Origin of the sequence: Pseudomonas sp. lyk4-R2A-8 (assembly GCF_030209095.1) — a bacterium.
Classification (GTDB): Bacteria; Pseudomonadota; Gammaproteobacteria; order Pseudomonadales; family Pseudomonadaceae; genus Aquipseudomonas; species Aquipseudomonas quebecensis.
Map to the genome: position 1 here is coordinate 182,281 of NZ_JARVSS010000004.1, position 20,604 is coordinate 202,884.

Sequence of the window (20,604 nt, forward strand, 5' to 3'; positions counted from 1 at the left end):
CCGTAGGACTTCTTACTCTATAGACGTCTGAACTCTGAAAACAGCACTAGTTAAGTGAAAAAAGCTGGCACGGTCAAATTTATGACGCGCCGGTCGGATTAACTGCGTCTGTTCACCCGAACAGATGGTAGACCTTGGACGCATTCTTCGCCTGGTTGATCTGCGACATCTCCTCGAAAATCGCCTGGCGCTCGCCCGTCGTTACCGTCAGCAGCTGCTGGTACACCGCCAGCAGACTCTCCAGCTTCTCCCGCAGCGCACTTTCATCCACCGGGGCCTCATTGAGCACTTCGTCGATCACGCTGCGACAGCCCATATCCAGCTCGCCGATGGCTTCCCAGTTACGTTCCGCCAGCGCGCCGATCAAGGCTTCGCGGGTTTCATCAATGCGTTGCAGTGCGTGGCTCATGACGTGTTCCTCAAGACCCGTGGTCTTATTGTGCGACGCCCTGCGGCGCCCCGATGGCATCCCAGCCTTCTTTCACGGTAATCAGCAGTTGCGCGACTTCGTCGATCATGTCGGCATCGTTGTGCAGATTGGCCTCCATGAGGCGGTTGCTCATGTACACATACAGGCCTTCCAGGCGCTGGACGTATTCCTTGTTGTCGCTTTTTTCCGCATTCAGGCCATCACGAAGGCCGATAATGATATCGGTGGCCTTGCCCAGCATCAGACCCTTCTGAGCAATATCACCGCGCGCCAGGGCGCCCTTGGCTTGTGCCATACGGTCCAGGCCGCCTTCAAGCAGCATCTGTACCAGGCGATGCGGGCTGGCTTCGGAGATCTGGGCGTGGGAATTGACCTTCTGATATTGGCGAAGGGCTCTCATGGGATTCATGTTTCTACCTCGTGACAAGCAACAGCGAGAAGGATTTCACTAACTAATATGTCGACTGGGTTGCAGGAAACTTTAACCCGTCGGCGGCTTGAAGAACAAAGCCCAGGTCAATGAACCTGGGCTTTTTTTCGACCATTCAATCAGTTATCGCTTTTTGAATTACTGATCGCATTGAGCGTGCCGAGAATGCTGTTGCTCTGCTGCCGCAGCTGCGCCACCAAGGTGTCCATGGCGGTGTACTTACGAGTCAGCGCATCCTGCATGGTGGTTATGCGCTCATCCAGGCTGATCTGGTCTTTGTTCAGGTCTTTGAGGCTCTCGGACAACGACGCGGTGCGCGTGGCCAGGATGCCAGTGGACGCCTTCGCGTAGGGCTCGGTCGCCGCCTTCATACGCGCCAGCAGGCCTGACTTGCCACTGAAGATGCTGTTGATATCCGCCGGATTGCTCAGCACCGCCTTGTCCCATTGCTTGGCGTCGATGCTCAGTGCACCGGTGTCCTGATCGGTACTCACACCGAACTGCGCCAGTGACTTCAAGGTGCCGTTGCCGGACAACATATTGAACTCGTTGCGGATCGCCGATTGCAGGGTGCGCATGGTCGAGTCGCCGGTCAGCGTTGCCGCGACTGAGTTACCGGCGGCATCCTTGGTCACTTTGGTCTCGGCGTTCATGGCCTTGAGCAGAGCGTTGTAGGTGTCGACAAACCCCTTGACCCCGGACTTCAGTGCGGTAGTGCTGGTGCTTACCGAGATGGTCAGGGCATTGCGAGCCGTGGATGTCGTGTCGGAGGGTGTGGTTAAAGGCGACACAGTCAGCAGCTTGATACTCACGCCACTCACGGCATCAGTGATGCTGTTGGACTTGGATTCCGCCGCAATGCCGTCGATGGTGTACTTGGCGTTCTGCGGCACGTCGACCACTTTGTAGCCCGTGTCGATCCCGGAGTTGCCCGACATGGTCAGGTCAGACCCTACCCCGCCGTTGGTGGACGTCAGGATCATCCGCGAACCGTTGGAGTCGGTGAGAATGTTGGCACTCAGACCGGCAGTGCCGAACTGCGAGTTGATCGAATCGCGCACCTGTTGCAAGGTCGCACCGGCCGGCACACTCAGGTCGAAGTTCTTGCCTGACTGGCTGATGGTCAGCGTCGTCGCTTTGCCCGTGCTGTTGACGACCGTGGATTGACCACCGGCAAAACTGGTGGTCGACAGCTTCGAGGGTTTTGCGAGCTGGTTGACGACCAGCGAGAAACTGCCGTTGGCCGCGCCCTGGTTGGCCGTCATAGTGGCGACTTTTTCGTCCGAGGACGTGCCGGTCAAACCACTGAAGCTGTTATCGGTCGCCATGCTGTCCAGCGCGCCGCGGAACGCATCCAGCGCGGCCTGGATCTTGCCGATCGACGACAGCTGGGTCGTTGCCTTTTGCGACTGTGCGTTGATCTGCGCCTGCTTCGGCGCGCGTTCGGCATCCACCAGGGATTTCACAATTGCCTGGGTGTCGAAACCAGACCCCACGCCAGTAATCGTTGTACCCGCCATCATCTTTCTCCTAGTCCGGTGGCTGCCGTTATCTTGACGAATTACGCATCAGACAGTAGCAGCAACAAGTTTCATGCCAGCTCAAGCCTTGTCGTCAAACAGCACATGACTGGCGCTGGACAAGCTCTGCGCCAATTTCAAGGCCGTTTCCGATGGGATCTGGCGGATCACTTCACCGGTGTCGGTGGCAATGACCTTGACCACGACCCTGTGAGTGGAATCATCAATGGAAAAATCCAGATTGCGCTGGGCCGCTTGTACGAATTCTTTAATGTCGGTGACCGCTTTTTCCAGATCGCCAGGTTTGGTCTTATCCGGGGTTGGTGCAGTCGCTTCAACCTTGCTTTTGTCTTTATCCACAACCACAGGTGCCACAGCGCCTTGAGGGGCGAGCGACGGATAAGACAAGTTCAAATTTACGTTCATGTCCATGCCCAATCTCCTCTGATTGGAAAAGACGAAAGGGCACGTAAACGCGCCCTTCCGTCAGCTACCAAGCGCTTGAATTACTGAAGCAGCTTCAGTACAGCGGATGGCAGTTGGTTAGCCTGCGACAGGATCGCGGTCGAAGCCGACTGCAGGGTTTGCTGCTTGGTCAGTTCAGCGGCTTCGGAAGCGAAGTCGACGTCCTGAACAGTACTACGGGCAGCAGTGGTGTTTTTCTGGATGTTGGTCAGGTTATCCACAGTGCTGGTCAGACGGTTCTGAACAGCACCCAGACCCGAACGGGCGCTGGAGATGGAAGCGATAGCCTGGTCGATCACGGACACAGCGTTCTGTGCCTTGGTGGCGTCGGTCACGTCGGTTTGCGACACGGTGGTCTTGGCCGAAGCAGCCGAAGTACCGGCACCGAAGATACCAGTCACACCAGCGCCTTCCAGGGAGTAGCCCTTGGAGGAGTTCAGGTTCACAGCACCGGTAGCGATGATGCCGTCAGCCAGGGCGGTAGCAGTGCCGTAGGTACCCGAACCGTCTTTGGTGGCGACAGTGATGGTACCGGCAGCGGTCGAAGCGCTGAAGGCCAGGTTTTCACCGGTGTCGGATTTAACCGACAGGGTGCCTTTGGACTCATCGTAGTTAACGCTGATACCCAGTTTGGCGGAGTTGGACTTCAGCTGGTCAGCCAGGCTGGCGGTATCGGTCACGCCGACGAACGTAGTGGCTTGGCCGCCAACGGTCATGGTGAACGAAGCAGGAGCAGTAGCAGCACCTGCGCCGACCACGAACTGAGCTTCTGTGCTGGCGGTAGCGCCCAGGCCACCGATGGCGCCGTTCAGTTGGGCAGCGATGGTTTTGGCCGAAGCAGCAGCCGCTACGGTGACGCTGCTAGTCTGGCCGTTACCGGTTACAGCGATTGCGCCGCCAGCAACACCGGCACCTGGGGTGATACCAATGCTCTTGACTTGCTGCGAACCAATGTTGTTGGCCGCAACGTTGTCCAGGCTTACGTTGATGGTTTCGTTAGCGTTGGCGCCAACCTGGATGGCTTTGGTACCGTACGAACCGTCCAGCAGTTTCTGGCCACCGAAAGTGGTGGTTTGCGAGATACGGGTCAGTTCCGAAGTCAGAGCCTGGTATTCGTCGTTGTTCGACTTACGGTCGTCGGTGCTCAGGGAGCCGGTAGCCGAGGACAGAGCCAGGGTACGCATTTTTTGCAGAATGTCGGTCGAAGCCTGCATTGCGCCTTCAGCGGTCTGCGCGATGGAGATACCATCGTTGGCGTTCTTCACTGCTTGACCCAGGCCGTTGATCTGGCTGGTCATACGGGTAGCGATACCCAGGCCGGCAGCGTCGTCTTTAGCGCTGTTGATACGCAGGCCCGAAGACAGGCGCTGCATGGAAGTGGCCAGGGCGGTGCCAGCTTTGTTCAGGTTGCCCTGAGTGGAGACGGAAGCAATGTTGGTGTTTACTGTTAAAGCCATGACGAAATCCTCGTTGGATGGATACTGCGGCTTCCGGCCCTGGCAACTGCCGGGTGTGGCCTAGAGAACCTACGTAATAGTTATCGTCGTGGTAGCCGGTTGCTTGAGGGTTTTTTTGATTTTTTTTACTGGCGTGGTGCCACCCCTTGCAATTCAAGGGTTTAGCCCGAGCCCCAGCGTCGATTTCACGGGCTTTTTTGGCGCCAAATAAAAAACGCCGATGATTTTTCAATCATCGGCGTTTGCATTTACCAGAGAAGCCGTCTACTGAAACGTCACGGTCGATAGAGAATCGCCGATCCCCACGACAGGCCCACACCGAAACCACTGATCGCCACGCGCTTCCAGGTGGCGTCCATCACGTGCTTTTCCAGCAGCAACGGAATGCTCGACGACACGGTGTTGCCGGTCTCGACCATGTCCTTGATGAACTTGTCCACCGGTGCGTCTTCGAAACGACGGGCCACCGCGTCGACAATCGCCGCACTGCCCTGGTGAATGCAGAACGCATCGATGTCATCGGCCTTGAGCTCCGATTCATTGAGCAGCTCGTGCAAATGCGCCGGCACCTTGAGCAGGGCAAAGTTGAACACCTGCCGACCGTTCATGAAGAACACGCCGTCGCTGACCTTCAGGTGCGGCGCGCCGGAACCGTCGGTGCCGAACTTGGACTTGCCCAGCTGCCACGAAGCGTCTTCGCCCATCCAGGTCGCGGTGGCGGCATCGCCGAACAGCATGGTGGTGTTGCGATCTTCCGGGTCGACAATCTTCGAATACGGGTCGGCGGTGATCAACAGGCCGTTTTTCAGGCCGGTGGCTTCCATGAAGCCCTTCATCGCGTAGATGCCGTAGACGTAACCGGAGCAGCCCAGGGAAATATCGAACGCGGCGACGTGGGTCGGCAGGCCCAGTTTGTCCTGGACGATAGCGGCGGTATGGGGCAAGCCCTCCTCGTCGCCGTTCTGGGTCACGACGATCAGCGCGTCAATCGACTCGCGCTTGAGATCCGGGTTGTTGGCAAACAAGGCGTTGACCGCTTCGACACACAGATCGGAGGTTTCCTGCGCAGCTTCCTTGCGCGGCAGGAACGCCGAACCGATCTTGCCAATGATGAATTCTTCATCCTTGGCGAATTTGGCACCCTGGGCGTAGTTATCGATACCGTCCGCCGGCACGTAACTGGCGATGCTTTTTATGCCAATCATTGTGGCTTCCCAATACTAAATAGCTGGAGAACACCCCAAGGCCGACGCCTGGGGTGCTGACAATAAAGGGGGTAACCCCATAAAAATTTCGCTGAAAGCCGCCCCGCAAGGACCCTGTGACGACTTATCCTTTTCACACGATACAGTGAAGATGCGCTTTATGACTCACAGGTCACTCAATTTTCTGCGGTTTATGAAAACCTTTAAACAATTGAGCCGCGAAAACGACTGCGGCCCAACCTGTTTCCAGGCTGGGCCGCGGCGTTCACGCGCTGAAATTACATCTTATTGAACAGGCTCAACTGCGAGATCTTCACGAATGCCAGTTGCGAGGCTTGCAGCATGGTCTGCTGCAGCGACAGGTTGATTGCCGCCTCGCCCATGTCGATGTTGGCCAAGTCGCTCATCGTGCTGGTGTTGGCGATACCAATGCTGGCGTTTTCGTCGGACTGGATAGTCAACGCCTGGCCTCGCGCACCGATGGAGCCCCGCACGTTGACGATCTGGGACGTCGAATTGGCCAGGTTGGCGATGGACGTATCCAGTACGTCCTTCAGCTTGACGGTCGCCGCCGGGTTGCCATCGGCCGGCAGCTCCAGGGCATGACGCAACTGCCCCAGGGTATCGAGTGCATTCTGGGTCTTCTGGGTGTTGGCCCCGACGGAGAACTGATCACCCGGCTGCGGTGGCCCGGCACTCACATCGAAGGTCACGCCGGCCGCTGTCACCGTGGTACCGCCACCGGTATCACCGGTGGCAATGGTCTTGCTGTCGGTGGTGTACGGCTGGGCATACACCTCATAGGCCGTGGCACTGGTGAACTTGATGATCGCGCCGCTGTTGGTCGGAAAGGTGCTGGCATAGTCCGTCTGGTTTGACACACGAGCCCCGGTCAGTTGGGCGTTTGAGGCGTTGCTCGGCGTGCGCGAGACGCTGAAGGTGTCGGGTTTGGACTCCAGGCTGAACGTACGGTCCTTGACCAGCGCATCGGAGGGCGCGCCTGGCGCGACATCGTCGCCCAGCTTCAGGGTGATATCGAACTTCACACCACGCAGCGCAACGCTGGAGCTGCCTTCTTTGGAGGCATCGAACGTGCCGTTGCCGGGGATCTCGGAAGTGATATCGGTACCGTTTTTATCCTCCACCTTAAATTGCGTACTGCTGGTGAACGTGAGCTTGTATGGCTGGCCATCGGCAAATTTATTCGAGTAGTCAGCGCTCGACGTGACCAGGCCGGCGGACAGGGCCACCTTGTTGTCGTTGACAGTCGGCGGCACCGTCTGAGGCACCGGCGCCAGCCACGGGGCCTGGGTACGACCCGAGTTGGCCGCGCCTTCCAGGACAGTCTTGCCGGTATCGCCGGCGTTGATCGTCAGCGTATTGGAAACCTGCAGGCTCAGCGGTGTTTCATCACCCTGATAGCTGTAGGTCCCATCGTTGTTACGCGTATAAGGCGGAGTCTGGGTTTTGGAGCCGGAAAACAGATAGTTACCGGAAGAGTCTTTGCTGTTGAGCAAACCCAGCACCTGATCCTCGATCGCCCCCACTTCGCTGGCGATCGAGCGTCGATCCGCGTCGCTGACCGAACCACCGGCACGCAGCGCCAATTCAGTGGCGCGCTGCATGGCATCGCTGATCGCGCCCAGCACGCTCTCTTCGTTGGTCAGCTTGTCCTTGAGGCTGGTGATATTGCCGTTGTACTGGGTCAGCATGTCTTTCTGCTGCTGCAGCATCAACAAACGTGCCGCCGCCACCGGGTCATCCGCGGCGGTTTGCACGCGCACGCCGCTGCTGGCCTGGTCCTGGGCTTTCACCACGCCGGAATAGTTGTTCGAGTACTTGGTGGAACTGGTCTCGAAATACTGCTGGGTAGAAATGCGCATCGTCCCTGGCTCCCTTAAAGACTATTGATCAGCGTGCTGAAGGTTTCTTGCGCAGCCTTGATGATCTGCGACGACGCGGTGTAGTACTGCTGGAACTTGATCATGTCACCGGCCTCTTCATCCAGGTTGACCTGGGACACCGAATTGCGCGCGTTTTTATTGGCGGTTAACAGCGCGCCGGTGGCGCTGGTGTCGGTGCCGGCCGCAGCAGCCTTGGCACCGACGGTCGACACCAGCTTACTGTTGGCCCCTACCAGGCTGGTGCCGCCGGTGCCATCAGCCGCCGTGCCAATGGTTGCCTTGGTCTGCAGATTCAACAGTTGCAACGCATTGCGGTTGTCCGACTTGCCGCCGGCATTGAACGAGAAGGAAGTGCTGTCACCATCCGCTGGCACCCCGCCCACCGTGGTATCAAAACTGAAACTGGTGGCCGGCACTACCAATGCCCCGCTGGCATCGCGCATCGGCACATTAATGGTGACTTTGTTGCCCTGCCCCGGAACGATAGTCCCGCTGCCGATCGGATTACCCTGGGAATCATTGAGCTTATACGGCTGGGTGCCATCTGCCGCGGGCTTGCCGAACACCATCTTCACCGGCATCGAGTTTTCAATGCCGACGCGCAACTGAGCAGTGGCGGCGCCGCCCTGGATATCCAGGGGTACGGTCAGCGCCGGCGGTGTGAAGTTGCCGGTGCCCTGGTTGGTTTTGCTGGCTTCGCCCAGCAGCGGCGCGGCAAAAGCGAGCTTGGTAGGGTCGGTGAGAACGGTGCCGATTTCCTTCGCGCCGTTAGCTGTGGGGCTGACCTTGAAGCTGTCACCGGCCTGGACCGCACCACTCTTGACCGCCAGCGTGAACCCATCAATGACCGGCGGCGGCGTGGCACTGAGGTCGTAAACCCCCATGGCCTTGCCGTCGGAACGCAGCACGGTCGCCTTGGTGAGGTCGGTGCTGTCGTTGAAGGAAACCTTGTAATCGTAATTGGTCAGCTTGCTGGTGTCTTTGATCGTCACACCCAAGGCGCCATTACCGAGATTGCCTTGGGCAGCCTGGCTGCGCAGGGCAACGGCCGACGCACTGTTAATGTCCGTGAACAACGAGGAGCCGAACTCACCGTTGAGATCCAGGCCCTGGCCCAGCTGACTGTTGACCACATCAGCCGTCGTCACTGCAATGCGGCCCAGGTCATTGATCGCCGGGATCAGCGCATCGCTGCGATAACGCAACAGGCCACCGATACTGCCGCCGCTGATCACGTTGCCAAGATCGAGCTTGGTGCCGCCGGGTGCATTCAGCTCAATGGTGTACTGGCTGGTATCGCCTCTGCTCGGCACGGCGGAAATGGTGCTGAACTGGTCGCCCAGGACCAGGGACTGGCCACTGCCGGTGCTGACACTGAACACGCCATTCTTTTCGACTGCGGTCACGCCGATCAATTCGTTGAGAGAACGCACGGCCTCGGCGCGGGAGTCGAGCAGGTTGGCGGGTGTGGTGTTGGTCGAACCCTGCGCCTGATTGATCTGCTTGTTGAGCGAGGCAATCGAGGCAGTCAATTGGTTGACCTGATCGCTCATTGAAGTCAACTGACCATTGATGGTCTCTTTCTGCTGGCTCAACTGCGAGGAAATCGCGTTGAAGCGATTGCTCAACGTCTGAGCGTTGGTGATCATCACCTGGCGGGCGGTCACGTCGCTTGGGTTGCTTGCCGCCGTCTGCACCGCGGCAAAAAACGAACTGAGCACCGCCGACATGCCGGTCGTCTTGTCCGATAAGGTCTTGTCGATAGCACTGACCTGATCCTGATAAGCCTTGGCATCGCCGTTGAGCGCGGTGCTGTTCTGATAAGCAGTGTCCAGAAATTCGTTATACACCCGGCGCACATCGGCCAGAGTGGTACCGCTGCCGATGTACACGCCGCCGAACTGGTTCACGGCGTTCGCGCTTTGCGTGGTCTGCTGACGCGAATAGCCTGCGGTATTGGCGTTGGCGATGTTGTTACTCAAGACCGACAACGATCCTTGAGCGGCGTTAAGCCCCGACATCCCGATATTGAGCAAACTCATGGTTCAGACCTTATAAAAGAGTGGTCGCGCCCGCGGCGGCGTAATTCTGGTAACTGTTCATCGAATTGGCGATCTGCGAAATCTTGTTGGCGTAGTTAGGGTCGGTGGCGTACCCCGCCTTTTGCAACTCGCGTACAAAGCGTTCTGGGTTATCGGCCGATTTCACCACGTCTTTATAGCGATCATTGCTTTGCAGCAACGTCACCAGGTCGTGGAAGCTGTCCTGATAGGAATCGTAGGAGCGGAACTGCGCGGTCTCCTTGACCATCGCCCCATCGCGAAACTCGCTGGTAATCGCACGTGCCTGGCCGCCCTGCCAGCTCTTGCCGGCCTTGATGCCGAACAGGTTGTGGCTGCTGGTTCCGTCCTGGGCACGCATCACCGATTTGCCCCAACCGGTTTCCAGGGCGGCCTGGGCCACCAGGTACTTCGGATCGATGCCGATACGCTTGGCGGCCGCTTCGGCCATCGGCAGCATGGTGGCGACAAATTCGTCCTGGGAGCTGAACGCCTTCTTGGCCGGCGCCAACGGCGGTTGGGCCACGGCGCGGCCATAGACCTGCATGCTGCCGTTGGCCGCGGCAACGCTGCGTGCGCCGCTGTTGATCACGTTGTCCTGCAAGGCGCTGTTGCGCAGCGGCGCGGCCTTGGCCTCGGTGGCAACCTGGGTGCTCGGCACGATGCCGGCCAACAGGCGATCGGTCAGCTTGCTCGGCAAGGCAATGCGGCGCTGGTTCATCAGTACCATGTCGTTGCCGTGGCTGGCCGCAGCGCCGGCTTGAGGCTCGGCGACACGGAACGCCCACAGCGGACGTTGGCCATTGGAGCGTCCAAGCGGACCGTCGGCCTGGGTACCGGCGGCGATCTCGGTCGGCACATCGACTTTCTTGACCGCTTCGGCCGCTGCAGGCCCCTGCAATGTAGCCGCCTGCGCGTCCACCGGTTTGTTCTTCTGCATCTGGCGCATCAGCACGTCGGCCAGGCCAATGCCGCCGCCCTCGCGGGACAGCGAGACGGCCAGTTGCTGGTCGTACATTTCCTGGTACTGCTTGGCCGCCGGGGTGTTCATCGGGTTGTCTTTGCCCAGCGCTTCGGTAGCCGACCGCATGGATTTGAGCATTTCGCTCAGGAACAGCGACTCGAACTCCTGCGCCACTTTGCGCATGTTGCCTTCGCTGTTCTTGTCACCGACCTTGAGCTGGTTAAGCCGGTTCAGGTCGGAGTAAGACCCCGAGTCCGCCGTGCTGCTGATTCCGCTTTTATGCATATCCATGGCCATGGCCTCAGATGACGATCAGGTCGGCCTGCAAGGCGCCGGCCTGTTTCAAAGCTTCAAGGATCGCCATCAAGTCGCCGGGCGCCGCGCCCACCTGGTTCACCGCGCGGACAATTTCGTCCAGGGTGGTGCCGGGGCCGAATTTGAACATCGGCTTGGCTTCTTGCTGAGCGTTGACCCGCGAGCGTGGCACCACCGCCGTCTGGCCGTTGGACAACGGCCCAGGCTGGCTGACGATCGGGTCTTCGGTGATGGTCACCGTCAGGCTGCCGTGGGTCACCGCCGCCGGCGAAACCTTGACGTTCTGGCCGATCACAATGGTACCGGTACGCGAGTTGATGATGACTTTGGCCACCGCCTGGCCTGGATCGACTTCCAGGTTTTCCAGAATCGACAGGTAGTCCACGCGCTGGCTTGGGTCCAGCGGCGCGGTCACGCGGATCGAACCGCCGTCGATGGCCTGGGCAACGCCTGGGCCGAGCATGTCATTGACCTTGTCGACCACGCGCTTGGCGGTGGTGAAATCCGAGCGGTTGAGGTTCAAGGTCAGGCTGTTGCCCTGGTTGAAACCGCTGGGCACGGTGCGTTCCACCGTGGCCCCGCCGGGGATGCGACCGGCCGAAGGCACGTTGACGGTGATCTTGGAACCGTCGCGACCTTCGGCGTCGAACCCGCCCACCACCAGGTTGCCCTGGGCGATGGCGTAGACGTTGCCGTCAATACCCTTGAGGGGCGTCATCAGCAAGGTACCGCCGCGCAGGCTTTTGGAGTTACCGATGGACGATACCGTGATGTCCACCACCTGGCCCGGCTTGGAGAACGCCGGCAAATCGGCACTGATCGACACCGCCGCGACGTTTTTAAGCTGCACGTTGCCCGACCCCGGCGGCACTTTAATGCCGAACTGCGAGAGCATGTTGTTAAAGGTCTGCAGGGTAAACGGGGTCTGGGTGGTCTGGTCACCCGTACCGTTGAGCCCCACCACCAGGCCATAGCCGATCAACTGGTTGGAGCGCACGCCGGAAATACTGGCGATGTCCTTCAAGCGCTCGGCCTGGGCGACAGCGCTCAAGGAGAGCAGGAGTGCCGCCGCCATCAGCTGTTTGAATTTCAAAGTGGCCACCTAGAAAGGGAACAGCGGGCTGAGGAAGAACCGGTCGAACCAGCCCGGCTGGCTCGCGTCGGCAAACGCGCCGGTGCCGGAGTAGGTAATACGCGCGTCGGCAATGCGGGTCGACGGCACAGTGTTATCGGTGGAGATATCGTCGGCACGCACCATGCCGGCAATCCGCACCAGCTCGTCGCCGGTGTTGAGGGTCATCCACTTCTCACCGCGCACGGCGATGATGCCGTTGGGCAACACGTCGGCCACCGTCACGGTGATCGACCCCGTCAGGCTGTTGCCCTGCCCCGCCGCGCTCTTGCCGTTGGTGGCGCGATCGCCGCTGTAGCCGGCATTCAGGCTCAGGTCGCCGTCACCCAGCGGGTTGTTGGTGTTGGGAATGGCACCGAACAGCGAGGTCAGGCCGATCCCTGCCTTGCTGGTCTTGCCGACCTGGGAGTTGGCGTTCTTGCTGGCCTGGGTCTTCTCGTTCAGGGTAATGGTGATGATGTCACCGACCCGGAAGGCCTTGCGGTCGCTGTACAGGTTCTGTTCGAAACCGGCCTGGTAGATCGAGCCGTTGTTGGCCGCCGCCGGCAGCGGCGTGCGTGGCAACACCGGCGCGTAGTACGGGTCATTGGGTTTTGGCGTCGGGGCGACACAGCCCGCGAGCACGGCGATCCCACTCAATGCCAGAACGGAAACATAGCGATTCATGACCCTTACCTCACGGTGTTGCAGGCGCCGTCAGGGCGCCCCATAGACTTGATTACAGATTCTGCGTTACGAACGAGAGCATCTGGTCGGCGGTGGAGATCACCTTGGAGTTCATCTCGTAAGCGCGCTGGGTGGTGATCATGTTGACCATCTCTTCCACGGTGCTGACGTTGGAGGTTTCCAGGGTGCTTTGCAGCGTGGTGCCGAAACCGTTCAGGCCAGGGGTGCCGATCTGTGGCGCGCCGCTGGAGGCGGTTTCCAGGAACAGGTTGTTGCCCGTTGCCTGCAGGCCCGCCGGGTTGATGAAGTCGGCGGTCTGCAGGTTGCCGATCACCTGCGAGGCCGGGTTGCCGGCCACGGTGATGGACACGGTGCCATCATTGCCGACGGTGAAAGTCTTGGCATCGGCCGGCACCACAATCGCCGGTTCCAGGGCAAACCCGTTGGCGGTAACGATCTGACCGTTGGAGTCCAGGTGGAATGTGCCGTCACGGGTGTAGGAAGTAGTGCCGTCCGGTTGCAGGATCTGGAAGAAGCCACGGCCGTTGATGGCCATGTCCAGCGGCTGGCCGGTCTGTTGCAGGTTACCGGCGCTGAAATTCTTCTGGGTGCCGACGATCTGTACACCGGTACCCAGCTGCAGGCCCGACGGCAACTCGCTGTCCTGGGTCGACTGGGCGCCCGGCTGTTTCTTGATCTGATAGAGCAAGTCCTGGAACTCGGCGCGGTCACGTTTGAAACCCGTGGTCGACACGTTGGCCAAGTTGTTGGAAATGGTGGTCAGGTTGGTGTCCTGGGCGGACAGACCGGTTTTGGCAACCCATAGAGCCGGAAGCATATCGTTCTCCTTCGTGCGCCTGTTTGTTGGCGCTGCGCTGCAAAATTAGTGGTTCAGTGAAACCGCAATCAGCTCATCTGCATGACGCGCGTCATGGCCTGGTCGTCTTCCTTGGCGCTGTTCATCATCTTGACGTGCAGCTCGAACTGTTTGGAAAGCGCCAGCACCGCCGTCATCTCTTCCACGGCATTGACGTTGCTCGCCTGCAGGAACCCCGAGGTCAGCCTGACGCCCGCATCGGCCTGGGCCGGTTGGCCATCCTTGGTATGGATGGTGCCATCCAGGCCTTTATTCATGTTCTTCAAGTCCGGCTGAACCAGCTTGATGCGGTCCACTTCGGCCATTACCCGCGGGCCTTCGCCCATGGCGCGGATGCTGATGGTGCCGTCGGCGCCGACTTCGATTTTCTGCTGCGGCGGCACCGCGATCGGGCCACCGTTGCCCATGATCGGCATGCCGTTACCGGCACGCAGCACGCCCAGGGCGTCCACGTTCATGCTGGCGCTGCGCACATAAGCTTCTCCGCCGTCCGGGGTCTGCACGGCCATCCAGCCGTTGCCGTTGACGGCCACGTCGAGGTCGCGCCCTGTCTCGATCATCGCGCCGGGGCTGAAGTCGGTGGCGGGACGCTCGGTCATGGCAAAAGCCCGCGCCGGAAAGCTGTCACCAAACACCGGCATCGAACGCGCCTGCTCAAGGTCACGTTGGAAACCGTTGGTGGAAATGTTCGCCAGGTTGTTGGCATGGGCCTTCTGCGCCAGAGCATTCTGGCTGGCGCCGGTCATTGCCACGTAAAGGTACTTGTCCACGCTTTTTCCTCTTTCTGACGGACGCTTGCCGCCCACCGCTGTACTGATGAGGCTTAAGCAATTAGCGAACCAACTTTTGAAAAGTCAGGAAAGTCCAGGCGGGACGGGGGTTTGGCGGCAAGCCTCAATAAAGGCGCCGGGGTGGGAGTCGAAAAAACGGCGGACTTATGCCGCTTACGGCAAGTACCCGGGCTATGGGTGACAGAGAACCCATGTGGGAGGAGGCTTGCCCCTCCCTCATTTGTGCCCCCGCTGTGCCAGTTGATTATTTTTCGGTCTTGAAGATGTCGTAATCGCGCAATTTGTTGGCGACGGTGGTGTGCGATACCCCCAGTCGCTTGCCCAATTGCCGACTGCTCGGGTGCTCGGCGTACAGGCTCTCCAGCACCGCCTTCTCGAAACGCCCGACGATCGCCTCCAAGCTGCCCTCCAGGGAAAAATCGCCAAGCGGCTGACGCACGCCGTAATCCGGCAAGCGAATATGCTCAGCCTTGACCGTGCCGCCCTCGCACAACGACACCGCCTGAAACAGCACGTTTTCCAGCTGCCGCACATTGCCCGGCCAATGGTAATGGCTGAGGCGATCCATCGCCGCCGGCGCCAACCTGGGCAGCGGGCAGCCGATCTGGCGGCTGGCCTGGTCGAGAAAGTGCTCCACCAGGGGCGCGAGGCCGTCGAGGCATTCGCGCAGCGGCGGGATGTGCAGCGACAGCACATTGAGGCGGTGATAAAGGTCCTGGCGGAATTCGCCGCGCGCGCAGAGTTCGGACAGATCCACCTGGGTGGCGCAGATCACCCGCACATCCAGGTAGACCTCCTCGTCACTGCCGACACGACGGAAGCAACCGTCCTGCAAAAAGCGCAGCAATTTCACCTGCAGGCGCGCGCTCATTTCACCTACGCCATCCAGAAACAACGTACCGCCTGCAGTCAGCTCCAACAGCCCCAACTTGCCTTCGGCCCGCGCGCCTTCGAAGGCACCGGGGCCGTAACCGAACAGTTCGGTCTCGGCCATCGACTCGGGCAGGCCGGCGCAATTGAGCGCCATCAGCGGCGATTGCCCGCGCGGACTGGCCAAGTGGCAGGCGCGGGCCAACAGTTCCTTGCCGGTACCGGTTTCGCCTTCTATTAATAGAGGGGCGTCCAACGGGGCCATACGGCGTGCTTCACGCACCACCGCAGCCATGACCTTGGAGCTTTGGAAAATACTGTCAAACCCGCGCAGCTCCTGCTTGCGCACATTGTAGATACGCTCGCCGACGCGGTCAGCGCGGTGCAGGGTCAGCACGGCACCGGCCATGGCTTCACTGTCATCGTGCTCGGAGGATTGCAGCGGCGCGATATCCGCCAGGAACACGTCGCCCTTGACCTTGACCCGCAAGCCGTTGATCCGCGACTTGCTGGCGCGCACCAGTTCCGGCAAATCGAAATCCTCGGCGTAGCGCGACAGCGGGATACCGGGCACCTCATCGACCCGCACGCCGAGTAACTGCGCCGCTGCGCGGTTGGCCGCCACGATGGAGCCGCCCATGTCGATCGACAGCACCGGAAACTCCAGCGCGCCCAGCAAGGCGTTGAGTTCCATGTGTCGCCGCTCGCTGGGCATCAGCCCGACCCGCTTGACGCCGAACACCCCGGCAATCGCTTCGAACTGCGGGCGCAGGGCTTGAAACTGCATATTCACCAGGTTCGGGCAGAACAGGTAGATGGCATTGCCGTGCTCGCCGCCGACCTCGCCCTTGGCGACGTTGACGCCGTATTCCACCAGCAGGTTGAGAATGTCCCGCAGGATGCCGATGCGGTTCTGGCAATGCACTTTGATACGCATGAAAGAGGCCCGAAAAGTGGGGAGGCGCCGCGGCTTTTTGTCGCTGGGCGCAGATAGTCGTCAAGATTATGTGACAGTCCAGGCACATTTCCCAGCCCAACACTGCGCGCAACGGCGCGTGCGTAACGATTAGTTTACGAATATCAGTAAATATTCCTACGCAGGCGCGCGGCAGGTGGCTGGCACGCAAGCCTGAACGGGTTATCAATAGACCCATCGCAGGACATAACAAGAATGAATGCCTAGCAGGAGAGCCGTATGAAGCAGACGCACTACGTGGCCCGCGAGCCCGACGCGCAAGGTTTTATCCACTACCCGCCGGAAGAACATGCGGTGTGGAACACCCTGATCACACGTCAGTTGAAGGTGATTGAGGGCCGCGCCTGTCAGGAATACCTGGACGGCATCGACAAGCTCGGTCTGCCCCTTGACCGCATTCCGCAACTGGGCGAGATCAACCAGGTGTTGGCCGAGACCACCGGCTGGCAAGTCGCCCGCGTGCCGGCGCTGATTCCCTTCCAGACTTTTTTCGAATTACTCGCCAGCAAACAGTTTCCGGTGGCCACTTTTATTCGCACCCGTGAAGAATTGGACTACCTGCAAGAGCCGGATATTTTCCACGAGATCTTCGGCCACTGCCCGCTCCTGACCAACCCCTGGTTCGCTGAATTCACCCACACTTACGGCAAGCTCGGCCTGGCGGCGACCAAGGAGCAACGGGTCTACCTGGCGCGCCTGTACTGGATGACCATCGAGTTCGGTCTGGTAGATACCCCGGCCGGCCGGCGCATCTACGGCGGCGGGATTCTGTCGTCGCCCAAGGAGACGGTGTACAGCCTGTCCTCCGAGCCCGAGCATCAAGCCTTCGACCCGTTGGAAGCGATGCGCACGCCGTACCGCATCGACATCCTGCAACCGCTGTACTTCGTGCTGCCCGACCTCAAGCGTCTGTTCGAGGTGGCGCAGGAAGACATCATGGGCATGGTCGAGCGCGGCATGCAGTTGGGTCTGCATGCGCCGAAATTTGCGCCCAAACCAAAGGCCGCTTGAACCGCGCCTTTTAAGGCCAGGTGAGTCTGTTCCCTGGCCGCGCGTTGCTTTAGGGTAACGCCACTGACCTCTACCTATTCGAATTCAGGACACTTGCACATGACCACCTTGAACCAAGCCCACTGCGAAGCCTGCCGCGCCGATGCCCCGCAAGTCAGCGACGAAGAACTGCCGGTGCTGATCAAGCAGATCCCCGACTGGAACATCGAGGTGCGTGACGGCGTGATGCAGCTGGAAAAGGTTTTCCTGTTCAAGAACTTCAAGTTTGCCCTGGCCTTTACCAACGCCATGGGTGAGATCTCCGAAGCCGAAGGCCATCACCCTGGCCTGCTGACTGAATGGGGCAAAGTCACCGTGACCTGGTGGAGCCACTCCATCAAGGGCCTGCACCGCAACGACTTCATCATGGCCGCGCGCACCGATGAAGTGGCCAAGACCGCCGAGGGCCGCAAGTAATGCATTTCGACGCCATTGGCCGCGTGCCCGGCGATCCGATCCTGGGGCTGATGGACCTGTACGCCCAGGATGCCAATCCGAACAAGTTCGACCTGGGCGTGGGCGTGTACAAGGACGACCAGGGCCTGACGCCGATTCCGCCGTCGGTAAAACTTGCCGAACAGCGCCTGGTAGACCGGCAAACCACCAAGACCTACATCGGCGGTCACGGTGACGCCGCGTTCGGCCAACTGATCAGCGAGCTGGTGCTGGGCGCCGACTCCGCGCTGTTGCACGGGCGGCGTGCCGGCGCGACCCAGACGCCGGGCGGCACCGGCGCGCTGCGTTTGAGTGCCGACTTTATCGCCGCCAACCTGCCGGGCCGTGGTGTCTGGCTGAGCAACCCGACCTGGCCGATCCACGAAACCATCTTCGCCAAGGCCGGGCTCAAGGTCAGCCATTACCCCTACGTGGGCGCCGATAACCGCCTGGATGTGGCAGCGATGCTGGCCACCCTCGCCACCGTGCCGCAAGGCGATGTGGTGCTGCTCCATGCCTGCTGTCATAACCCGACCGGCTTCGATCTGTCCCACGACGATTGGCGCCGGGTGTTGGAGATCGTGCGCGAACGGCACCTGCTGCCGCTGATCGACTTCGCCTACCAGGGCTTCGGCGATGGCCTGGAGCAGGACGCGTGGGCCGTGCGCCTGTTTGCCGCCGAACTGTCGGAAGTGCTGATCACCAGTTCCTGCTCGAAGAACTTCGGCCTCTATCGCGACCGTGTCGGCGCGCTGATTGTATGTGCGGCGGATGCCGAGAAGCTCACGGATGTGCGCAGCCAATTGGCCAGCATCGCGCGCAATCTGTGGTCGACCCCGCCGGATCACGGCGCGGCGGTGGTGGCGACCATCCTCGGCGATGCCCAGCTGAAACAGCAGTGGAGTGAGGAAGTCGAAGCCATGCGGGCGCGCATTGCGCAGTTGCGCTCCGGGTTGGTGGAAGCTCTGACACCTCACGGTTTATCCGAGCGGTTCGCGCACATTGGCGCGCAACGCGGGATGTTTTCCTATACCGGCCTGAGTGCCGAGCAGGTCAAGCAACTGCGCGAGAAGCACAGCGTGTATATGGTCAGTTCGGGGCGGGCCAATGTGGCTGGGATTGATGCGACACGCTTGGCGTTGCTGGCCGAGGCGATTGCCGACGTCTGCAACTGAACACTGCGCATCTAAGTCAGTGAAGGGTTGACTGATACACCGCCATCGGGGGCAAGCCCCCTCCCACAAATGTGGGAGGGGGCTTGCCCCCGATGGCGATCTGAAGTTACAGAATGTGTGCCTGAGCCACCTCGGCCTTCAGTTGCGCTTCTTTGGCCTGGGCATCCGCCAATCGATACAACTCGATACTGCCATCCCAATGTTCAATCAACGCCGTGCACGACTCCACCCAGTCCCCGCAATTGAGGTAATCCACCTCGCCCACCTTGCGAATCTCCGCGTGGTGGATATGCCCGCACACCACCCCATGCAGTTCACGCCGCGTCACTTCGTGGGCGATCGCTTCTTCAAAATCGCTGATGAAACTCACCGCCGTCTTGACCTTATGCTTGAGGTACGCCGACAGCGACCAGTAGCCATAGCCATAGCGCGCGCGCCAGTGGTTTAACCAGCGGTTCAAGGTGAGGGTAAATTCGTAGGCCGAGTCGCCGAGAAACGCCAGCCAGCGGTGATAACGGGTAATCACGTCAAATTGGTCGCCGTGAATCACCAGCAGGTGGCGACCATCGGCGGTCACATGCACGGCTTCGTCGACCAACTGGATATTGCCCAGGATCAGCTTGGAATAACGGCGCAGGAATTCATCGTGGTTGCCGGTGACGTAGATCACCTCAGTGCCACGCTTGGCCATGGTCAGCAGACGGCGGATCACGTTGGTATGCGCCTGGGGCCAGTACATGCCGCCGCGCATTTTCCAGCCGTCGATAATGTCGCCCACCAGATAGACCTTGTCGGCATGGTAGCCCTTGAGAAACTGCGAGAGATGTTCAGCCTGGCAATCCCGGGTGCCCAGATGCACATCGGAAATCCACAGGGTACGCACCCGTTGCTTGCGGCTGGGCTTGGCGAACTCGGCACTGGTCATGGGCATCCCTCGACGGTGTTTTCGCGAGCTTGCGCCATGGCGGTTAATGCCCCATGACAAGTGTGGGTCAGTCTGATGACAGCGACCGGCGCCCGCGATGCGTTGTAGACTGGCGCCTCGCCGCCCAGGAGACCGTGATGAGACCGGCCCTCACCCTACGCCACTACCTCGAAGCGCCCATCGCCCACAGCCATGAGCATGCGCAACTGGTGTTCGGGCTGTCCGGCCATCTGGACCTGGAGGTCGATGGTCATGGCAGCCAGGTGCGCGAGAGCAGCGTGATGGTGCTGCCCTACTCCGCCCACCATGCCTGTGGCAGTCGCGATGGCAGTCGCTGCCTGGTGCTGGACGTACCCACCGAACACTGGGTAGTGCAGTCTCTGGGCGAGCACGCGGACGCCAGCCGCCGGCTGCTTGACCAGCCGGCGCGCCTGGCCCTGGATGCCCGCCAGCACCAGCTGGTGCAGTGGCTCGCCCAGAGCCCGGTGGACGACCCGCTGATGGTGCAGCAAGGCGCGGTATTGCTGCTCGCCAGCCTCAACCATCCGCAGGTCCAGCCCGTGCCAGGTCGACGCCTGCCTTATGCAGCCTTCAATGCGCATATCGAGCGGCACGTGTCGCACCCTCTGCAGGTGGCCGACCTGGCGCGCATCGCCGGCCTGTCGGTGGCACGCCTGCATGCGCGATTTGTCGCCGAGTGCGGTCAGACGCCCATGGACTACATCCGCAGCCGTCGCCTGCACAAGGCACGGCGCCTGCTGCAGGACACGGCGCTGCCCATCGGTGAAATCGCCGAGCGCGTCGGCTATGCCTCGCAAAGCGCATTCGCGGCCGCCATGTTGCGTGAGTTCGGCGCGTCTCCCGGAACCTTGCGGCGCTCGTCATAGGGCGAGTCCTGCGCTAAAACGCGCGAGCCCCACGACAGACGCCCGCCACCCCAAGCCACTAGACTGCGAG

At 60.5% G+C, this 20,604-nt stretch carries 19 protein-coding genes; 4 read left to right on the top strand and 15 right to left on the bottom strand.

Annotated elements, in window-relative coordinates:
* Nucleotides 1–112: 112 nt before the first annotated feature.
* From fliT to QRN10_RS05250, 14 genes are all read right to left on the bottom strand, one after another.
* Nucleotides 113–409 carry a flagellar protein FliT gene (gene fliT, locus QRN10_RS05185; protein ID WP_181075863.1) on the bottom strand — a complete coding sequence of 99 codons (297 nt, stop codon included), beginning with the start codon at nt 407–409 and terminating at the stop codon, nt 113–115.
* Nucleotides 410–434: 25 nt separating this feature from the next.
* Nucleotides 435–839: a flagellar export chaperone FliS gene (fliS, locus tag QRN10_RS05190; RefSeq protein ID WP_181075865.1), complete on the bottom strand. Its 405-nt coding sequence runs from the start codon at nt 837–839 to the stop codon at nt 435–437.
* Between the two features lie 140 nt (nt 840–979).
* Entirely contained in the window at nt 980–2,380 is a 1,401-nt protein-coding gene (fliD, locus tag QRN10_RS05195) for a flagellar filament capping protein FliD (protein ID WP_181075867.1), read from the bottom strand.
* An 81-nt stretch (nt 2,381–2,461) separates the two neighbouring features.
* Nucleotides 2,462–2,812 carry a flagellar protein FlaG gene (locus QRN10_RS05200; protein WP_285427957.1) on the bottom strand — a complete coding sequence of 117 codons (351 nt, stop codon included), beginning with the start codon at nt 2,810–2,812 and terminating at the stop codon, nt 2,462–2,464.
* Nucleotides 2,813–2,886: 74 nt separating this feature from the next.
* Nucleotides 2,887–4,302 carry a flagellin N-terminal helical domain-containing protein gene (locus QRN10_RS05205; RefSeq protein ID WP_253508763.1) on the bottom strand — a complete coding sequence of 472 codons (1,416 nt, stop codon included), beginning with the start codon at nt 4,300–4,302 and terminating at the stop codon, nt 2,887–2,889.
* A 275-nt stretch (nt 4,303–4,577) separates the two neighbouring features.
* Complete coding sequence (locus QRN10_RS05210) at nt 4,578–5,507, bottom strand: ketoacyl-ACP synthase III (protein ID WP_181075873.1); 930 nt, start codon at nt 5,505–5,507, stop codon at nt 4,578–4,580.
* 278 nt (nt 5,508–5,785) lie between these two features.
* Complete coding sequence (locus QRN10_RS05215; protein WP_181075874.1) at nt 5,786–7,390, bottom strand: flagellar hook-associated protein 3; 1,605 nt, start codon at nt 7,388–7,390, stop codon at nt 5,786–5,788.
* Nucleotides 7,391–7,404: 14 nt separating this feature from the next.
* Nucleotides 7,405–9,453 carry a flagellar hook-associated protein FlgK gene (gene flgK, locus QRN10_RS05220; RefSeq protein ID WP_181075876.1) on the bottom strand — a complete coding sequence of 683 codons (2,049 nt, stop codon included), beginning with the start codon at nt 9,451–9,453 and terminating at the stop codon, nt 7,405–7,407.
* Nucleotides 9,454–9,463: 10 nt separating this feature from the next.
* A complete protein-coding gene (flgJ, locus tag QRN10_RS05225) occupies nt 9,464–10,732 on the bottom strand; it encodes a flagellar assembly peptidoglycan hydrolase FlgJ (RefSeq protein ID WP_285427958.1) in 1,269 nt (422 codons plus the stop codon).
* Between the two features lie 4 nt (nt 10,733–10,736).
* On the bottom strand, nt 10,737–11,825 hold the full coding sequence (locus QRN10_RS05230; RefSeq protein WP_034099860.1) for a flagellar basal body P-ring protein FlgI: 1,089 nt from the start codon (nt 11,823–11,825) through the stop codon (nt 10,737–10,739).
* Nucleotides 11,826–11,852: 27 nt separating this feature from the next.
* Entirely contained in the window at nt 11,853–12,548 is a 696-nt protein-coding gene (gene flgH / locus QRN10_RS05235; RefSeq protein WP_181075879.1) for a flagellar basal body L-ring protein FlgH, read from the bottom strand.
* 52 nt (nt 12,549–12,600) lie between these two features.
* Nucleotides 12,601–13,386: a flagellar basal-body rod protein FlgG gene (flgG, locus tag QRN10_RS05240; protein ID WP_181075881.1), complete on the bottom strand. Its 786-nt coding sequence runs from the start codon at nt 13,384–13,386 to the stop codon at nt 12,601–12,603.
* Between the two features lie 68 nt (nt 13,387–13,454).
* A complete protein-coding gene (locus QRN10_RS05245) occupies nt 13,455–14,195 on the bottom strand; it encodes a flagellar basal body rod protein FlgF (protein ID WP_181075883.1) in 741 nt (246 codons plus the stop codon).
* Nucleotides 14,196–14,460: 265 nt separating this feature from the next.
* Entirely contained in the window at nt 14,461–16,023 is a 1,563-nt protein-coding gene (locus tag QRN10_RS05250; RefSeq protein WP_181075885.1) for a sigma-54-dependent transcriptional regulator, read from the bottom strand.
* Between the two features lie 258 nt (nt 16,024–16,281).
* On the opposite strand from QRN10_RS05250, the gene phhA reads away from it, so the two are divergent.
* The 3 genes from phhA (at nt 16,282) to QRN10_RS05265 (ending at nt 18,722) form a co-directional block, all read left to right on the top strand.
* On the top strand, nt 16,282–17,073 hold the full coding sequence (gene phhA, locus QRN10_RS05255) for a phenylalanine 4-monooxygenase (protein WP_181075887.1): 792 nt from the start codon (nt 16,282–16,284) through the stop codon (nt 17,071–17,073).
* A gap of 99 nt (nt 17,074–17,172) precedes the next feature.
* Nucleotides 17,173–17,529, top strand: a complete 357-nt coding sequence (locus QRN10_RS05260; RefSeq protein ID WP_003192995.1) for a 4a-hydroxytetrahydrobiopterin dehydratase — start codon at nt 17,173–17,175, stop codon at nt 17,527–17,529.
* Nucleotides 17,529–18,722, top strand: a complete 1,194-nt coding sequence (locus QRN10_RS05265) for an amino acid aminotransferase (RefSeq protein WP_285427959.1) — start codon at nt 17,529–17,531, stop codon at nt 18,720–18,722. The genes QRN10_RS05260 and QRN10_RS05265 overlap by 1 nt, the downstream gene beginning before the upstream one ends.
* 106 nt (nt 18,723–18,828) lie before the next feature.
* Here the strand turns inward: QRN10_RS05265 and QRN10_RS05270 are convergent, their stop codons facing one another.
* Entirely contained in the window at nt 18,829–19,647 is an 819-nt protein-coding gene (locus QRN10_RS05270; protein ID WP_253508770.1) for a UDP-2,3-diacylglucosamine diphosphatase, read from the bottom strand.
* A gap of 137 nt (nt 19,648–19,784) precedes the next feature.
* On the opposite strand from QRN10_RS05270, the gene QRN10_RS05275 reads away from it, so the two are divergent.
* Complete coding sequence (locus tag QRN10_RS05275) at nt 19,785–20,534, top strand: AraC family transcriptional regulator (protein WP_285427960.1); 750 nt, start codon at nt 19,785–19,787, stop codon at nt 20,532–20,534.
* The last annotated feature ends 70 nt before the right edge of the window (nt 20,535–20,604 follow it).

Coding starts and splice junctions, on each gene's coding strand:
- fliT (WP_181075863.1), bottom strand. CDS start 409: ATGAGCCACGCACTGCAACGCATTGATGAAACCCGCGAAGCCTTGATC.
- fliS (WP_181075865.1), bottom strand. CDS start 839: ATGAATCCCATGAGAGCCCTTCGCCAATATCAGAAGGTCAATTCCCAC.
- fliD (WP_181075867.1), bottom strand. CDS start 2,380: ATGGCGGGTACAACGATTACTGGCGTGGGGTCTGGTTTCGACACCCAG.
- QRN10_RS05200 (WP_285427957.1), bottom strand. CDS start 2,812: ATGGACATGAACGTAAATTTGAACTTGTCTTATCCGTCGCTCGCCCCT.
- QRN10_RS05205 (WP_253508763.1), bottom strand. CDS start 4,302: ATGGCTTTAACAGTAAACACCAACATTGCTTCCGTCTCCACTCAGGGC.
- QRN10_RS05210 (WP_181075873.1), bottom strand. CDS start 5,507: ATGATTGGCATAAAAAGCATCGCCAGTTACGTGCCGGCGGACGGTATC.
- QRN10_RS05215 (WP_181075874.1), bottom strand. CDS start 7,390: ATGCGCATTTCTACCCAGCAGTATTTCGAGACCAGTTCCACCAAGTAC.
- flgK (WP_181075876.1), bottom strand. CDS start 9,453: ATGAGTTTGCTCAATATCGGGATGTCGGGGCTTAACGCCGCTCAAGGA.
- flgJ (WP_285427958.1), bottom strand. CDS start 10,732: ATGGCCATGGATATGCATAAAAGCGGAATCAGCAGCACGGCGGACTCG.
- QRN10_RS05230 (WP_034099860.1), bottom strand. CDS start 11,825: ATGGCGGCGGCACTCCTGCTCTCCTTGAGCGCTGTCGCCCAGGCCGAG.
- flgH (WP_181075879.1), bottom strand. CDS start 12,548: ATGAATCGCTATGTTTCCGTTCTGGCATTGAGTGGGATCGCCGTGCTC.
- flgG (WP_181075881.1), bottom strand. CDS start 13,386: ATGCTTCCGGCTCTATGGGTTGCCAAAACCGGTCTGTCCGCCCAGGAC.
- QRN10_RS05250 (WP_181075885.1), bottom strand. CDS start 16,023: ATGCGTATCAAAGTGCATTGCCAGAACCGCATCGGCATCCTGCGGGAC.
- phhA (WP_181075887.1), top strand. CDS start 16,282: ATGAAGCAGACGCACTACGTGGCCCGCGAGCCCGACGCGCAAGGTTTT.
- QRN10_RS05260 (WP_003192995.1), top strand. CDS start 17,173: ATGACCACCTTGAACCAAGCCCACTGCGAAGCCTGCCGCGCCGATGCC.
- QRN10_RS05265 (WP_285427959.1), top strand. CDS start 17,529: ATGCATTTCGACGCCATTGGCCGCGTGCCCGGCGATCCGATCCTGGGG.
- QRN10_RS05270 (WP_253508770.1), bottom strand. CDS start 19,647: ATGACCAGTGCCGAGTTCGCCAAGCCCAGCCGCAAGCAACGGGTGCGT.
- QRN10_RS05275 (WP_285427960.1), top strand. CDS start 19,785: ATGAGACCGGCCCTCACCCTACGCCACTACCTCGAAGCGCCCATCGCC.